Source organism: Bradyrhizobium sp. (assembly GCF_049581145.1).
GTDB lineage: Bacteria > Pseudomonadota > Alphaproteobacteria > Rhizobiales > Xanthobacteraceae > Bradyrhizobium.
In genome coordinates this window covers 1-4,685 of record NZ_JBAURI010000675.1, presented here as the reverse complement: position 1 = coordinate 4,685, position 4,685 = coordinate 1, and the positions used below count along the sequence as shown (strand labels likewise).

The following is a 4,685-nucleotide window of genomic DNA, read 5'->3' as shown; positions in this document are numbered from 1 at the left end:
CCACGGCTTCAGATCATCCAGCTTGCGCAGCCGCATCAGGACACCTTCGGTCGCTTCGCCGGTCGGCGTCATGCTGCTCTTTTCCTGGAATTTGGTGATCGCGAGCGTCATCGTATTCCGGCCGTCCGCGGTCTCGGGATCGAAATTGTGCTCGTAAAGCCGCTCGCTCAGTTCGCGCAACAGGCCGGCATCCGTGAGCGGGATCCGGTCGGGATCTGGACGCAGCGTATCGGCGGGCCGAGTCTCGGGAGCCAGCGCGACAGCCGGTTGCGGCGAGGCTTGCGAGGCGGGCGCAACGAAGTAGAACGCGCCGTCGATCGGTGACGACGATACCCAGGGTTGCTGCGCGCCGCCGGTCGCCCGCTTCACGGCGAGGCCGACCTGGTTGAAGGTCTGGAAAATATCCAGGCCTGGCTGCTTGAGCGTGGTCGCGAGCGCCCTGGTGTAGGGGCTGTGACCGTCGCTGCCGTCCTGGGCGACATTGCCGGGCTGCGTCGCGTAGGAGATCAGCGTTCCGTCCGGCGCCCGCATCTGCGCGAGGCCGCCGTCGGACGACCGCAAACTTCGTGCGCCGAACGGATTGTTGCGGCAGGCGTCGAGGATCACCAGGTTGAGGCGAGTGCCCGAGCCCTGCATTTGTCGCAGCACGAGATTGGCGTCCACCATCTGGAAATCGACGTCGGCTTCGCGGGTCGGATTGGCGTTGACCGGAACCAGATAGTTGGCGCCTGCGACCTGAACGCCGTGGCCGGCATAATAGAACAGGGCGACATCGGCGCCCTGGACCTGCCGTCCGAAATTCTGCACGGCGCTGTCCATCGCGCTCTTGTCGAGATCGAGCTGGGCATGGCCGCCGACCAGCGCGAAGCCGAGGCCTGCGAGCGTCTCGGCCATCAGGCTCGCGTCCTTGGCGGGATTGTCGAGCGGCGTGACGTTCTGATAGGCGGAGTTGCCGATCACCAGCGCGACGCGTTTGTCGGCCGCGGCCGGTGCGGCCGACAGCACCGTCAAAAAGCCGGCCAGCGCCGCAAGCGGCGCTCCATGACGGGTCCGATCGAAAAACCGCCGCCGCATCCCATCCCCAGAGCTGGCAATAGCGTAGGTAACATAAGCAGGTATCGGCAGCAGATTATCAGCCGCCGCGCGGCTGGAAAAGTGCCACCGCGCATGCCTGCGGGCTTCGGCGGACGAGCGTTACTGGCTTGCCAGCACGTCGCTGAACAGCACGTAGCGCTCGCCGTTGAAGCGCACCAGCCGCATCTGCTTGATCGGGCGCAGATCGGCCGGCGTCGTCCTCAGCTTGATCCCGGGCAACAGCAGCGGCAGCTCCATGTCGAGATTGGAGGCCTGCTTCATGATGTTCTCGCGGGTGAGATTGTCGCCGCACTGCTTCAGGATCTGGACCACCGCATAGCCGATATTGTAGCCATAGGGCGCGTAGTAATCGCTCTTGTCGACGTGTGGATTGTATTTGTCCATCCACACGTTCCAGGCTTTCATCGCCGGATCGTCGCGCCATTGCGGGTCGGCCGGGTCCTTCTGATAGGCCGCGGAGATGATGCCCTTGGCGGCTTCGAAGCCCGCGGGCTTGATCGCGCCTGAGATCGACGAGCCGACGCTCGACACGAACTCTTGCGGGTGCCAGTCGATGTCGTAGGCCTTGCGGATGGCTTGGGCTGCAAATTTCGGCACCGAGAAAATCACGAACATGTCGGCGCCGGCGGTCTTCAGCGAAACCACCTGCGAGTCCACCGTTGGATCGGTGGTGTTGTAGGTCTGCGCCGACACGATCATGGTCGAGGCCTTGTCGCCGAGCCCGCGCCTGAAGCCGATGAGATAATCGCGGCCGAGATCGTCGTTCTGCGACAGGATGGCGATCCTGGCGTCCGGCTTTGTCGCAAGAATATATTTGGCGTAGATCTCGCCTTCGGAGGCGTAATGCGGCGTCCAGCCCATGGTCCACGGATAGTGCTCGGGATCGTTGAAGACGGTTGCGCCCGTGCCGATGAACAGATGCGGCACCTGCTTCTGGTTGATGTATTTGACCACTGCCATGTTGGTCGCCGTGCCGACCGGATTGACCAGAAACAGCACCTCGTCGCTTTCGATCAGACGCCTGATCTGCTCGACGGTCTTGGGCGGGCTATAGGCGTCATCGAGGCTGATGTAGTTGATCCTGCGCCCGTTGACGCCGCCCTGGTCGTTGATCATCGCGAAATAGGCGGTCGTGGAGATGGCGCCCGCCGCATAGGCCGATGCCGGACCGCTATAGGGCGTGGTGGTGCCGATCTTGATCTCGGTGTCGGTCACGCCGGGGCCGTATTGCTTCTGCGCCAGCGCGCCCGTCGTGACGAGCCCGAACATCAGAGCGGCGAGAGCGCCGGTCGTCGCACGTTTCCTCCAAGCCATGGTCTGTCCTCCCGTCTTGTTGAGCGGTGAGGCCGGCGGGACTTCTTGTTCTAGTTTTTCAGCACGATCCGTCCCACGACTTTGCCGGCCCGCAATGCATCGATCCAAGTTTGAACGTCGCCCATCGGCTCTTCCTGCATCGGGGCCGGCGTGATCTTGCCGGCTCGCGCGAGCGCCATAAGCTCATGAGCCTCGGCTAAAGTACCGACCATGAAGCCCTCGATGGTCATGCGCTTGTAGATCCACTGCACCATTGGCAGGCTGAAATTGCCGCCCATCAGCCCGGAGACCACGATCTTGCCGCCGCGCGCGATCACCGAGACCGCAAAGGCCATGGATTTTTCGTTGCCGGCAAAGTCGACGATCTCGTCGAAGCCGCCCTCGGTCTGCTTGATGATGCGCTTGACGATGTCGGGTTCGGACGGGTCGTAGGCGGTTTCCGCGCCGTTCTTCAGTGCCGTCTCGCGCGCGGCCGGATTCAAGTCCGCCACAGAAATCTTCTGCTTGAACATCGCCTTCGCGAATGACAGGCCCATCATGCCGACGCCGCCCATGCCGATCAGCAGCAGATTGCGCTGCCGCGGCCGGTCGACCAGCCGCTTCAGCGCGCCATAGGCGGTCACGCCGGAGCACATCAGCGTCGCAGCCTGATTGACGGGCAGGGGATCGTAGTCGAGTAGATATCTGGCATCCGGGACCAGCACGTGGCTGGCAAAGCCGCCGTCGATGGAGACGCCGAGAAAGCGCTGCCTGAGGCAGAGATTCTCATCGCCCTTGAGACAGTCGCGGCATACCCCGCAGCCGATCCAGGGGAAGACGGCTTTCCTGGCGCCGATCAGGTCCTTCGAGATGTCCGGTCCGACCTCGTCGACGATTCCCGCGATCTCGTGGCCAAGCGTGAATGGCAGCGTCATGCCGCGCGTGGTGTCGAGCCGTTTGCCACCGCCGAGATCGGCGTAGCCGTCCTGGATATGCAGGTCGGAATGGCACAGCCCGCAGCGCTCGATCCGAACCAGCACTTCTTTGCCTTGCGGCTTGGGCGTCTCAACGATGGTTTCGCAAAGCGGGGCGTCAAACTTGACCAGCGACTGGCGGCGCAGCAACGCCATGATCTGTCTCCCTGGAACATATTAGCTTTGGGGCGTATTGGCTTTTTCGTTCCGTATATCGACCAATTCGCGCGCCATGGCAACAAAGCCCGATACCGGAATGGTCTCGGCACGCCGCGTCGGATCGACGCTTGCCGCTGCCGCGAGCCGGGCGGGATCGACGGACAACGACTTGAGGCTTTGCCGCAGCATTTTACGTCGCTGGCCGAACGCGGCTGCTGCGACCTGTTCCAGTGACCTGCGTTCGCAGGGCTCGGGTGCTTGCCGGGGCACCAGCCGCACCAGTGAGGAGGTCACCTTGGGCTGCGGCACGAAGGCCGCGGGCGAGATGTCGAACAGGATCCTGGTCTCGGCCCGCCAATTGGCGAGCACGGCGAGCCGTCCATAGGCCTCCTCATTCTCCCGCGCGACGATGCGCTCGGCCACCTCGCGCTGGAACATCAGCACCATCATGTCGTACCAGGGCGGCCACGGTTCGACTGACAGCCAGCCGATCAGCAGCGCGGTCGCGATATTGTAGGGCAGGTTGGCGACGATCTTGGCCTTGGTGCCGCCGAGATAGGGCCGCGGATCGAAGTTCTGCGCATCGGCGCAGACGATTTCGAGCCGCCCCGGATATCGTCGGGAAATCGCCTCCAGTGCCGGAATGGCGCGGGCGTCGTGCTCGACGGCAATGACGTGGCGCGCGCCCATCGCCAAGAGTGCCCGCGTCAACCCGCCCGGGCCAGGGCCGATTTCGACGATCGTGGCATCTTCCAGGGGCGCGGCGGCCCGCGCGATCCGCGCGGTCAAATTGAGGTCGAGCAGAAAATTCTGACCCAGCGATTTGCGGGCCGATAGCGCGTGTTCGCGAATAACCTCCCGAAGCGGCGGCAGGTCGTCGATCGCGCTCATGTTGCCGGCATCGCGGCCATGCGCTCGGCAAGCCGCAATGCCGCGATCAGGCTCGCGGGGTTGGCGCGGCCGGTGCCGGCGATATCGAAGGCCGTACCATGGTCGGGCGAGGTGCGGACGAAGGGCAGTCCGAGCGTGACATTGACGGCTTCGTCGAAGGCCAGCGTCTTGATCGGGATCAGCGCCTGATCGTGATACATGCAGATCGCGCAGTCGTAGGTTTTGCGCGCGGCATCATGGAACATGGTATCCGCCGGCAGCGGGCCCCTGGCC

At 63.8% G+C, this 4,685-nt stretch carries 5 protein-coding genes; all 5 read right to left on the bottom strand.

The genetic code is table 11. The annotated features are described in order from the left end of the window. On the bottom strand, positions 1 to 1,074 hold a 1,074-nt coding region (locus WCB02_RS22025), incomplete at its 3' end, for a caspase family protein (RefSeq protein ID WP_423961381.1). 120 nt (positions 1,075 to 1,194) lie between these two features. Further along, on the bottom strand, positions 1,195 to 2,409 hold the full coding sequence (locus tag WCB02_RS22020) for an ABC transporter substrate-binding protein (protein ID WP_423961380.1): 1,215 nt from the start codon (positions 2,407 to 2,409) through the stop codon (positions 1,195 to 1,197). Between the two features lie 50 nt (positions 2,410 to 2,459). Then, the gene (locus tag WCB02_RS22015; protein ID WP_423961378.1) at positions 2,460 to 3,518 is read right to left on the bottom strand and encodes an alcohol dehydrogenase; all 1,059 of its coding nucleotides are present in this window, start codon (positions 3,516 to 3,518) and stop codon (positions 2,460 to 2,462) included. Between the two features lie 21 nt (positions 3,519 to 3,539). Next, on the bottom strand, positions 3,540 to 4,412 hold the full coding sequence (rsmA, locus tag WCB02_RS22010) for a 16S rRNA (adenine(1518)-N(6)/adenine(1519)-N(6))-dimethyltransferase RsmA (protein ID WP_423961376.1): 873 nt from the start codon (positions 4,410 to 4,412) through the stop codon (positions 3,540 to 3,542). Further along, on the bottom strand, positions 4,409 to 4,685 hold a 277-nt coding region (locus WCB02_RS22005; protein WP_423961375.1), incomplete at its 5' end, for a 4-hydroxythreonine-4-phosphate dehydrogenase PdxA. The genes rsmA and WCB02_RS22005, both read right to left, overlap by 4 nt.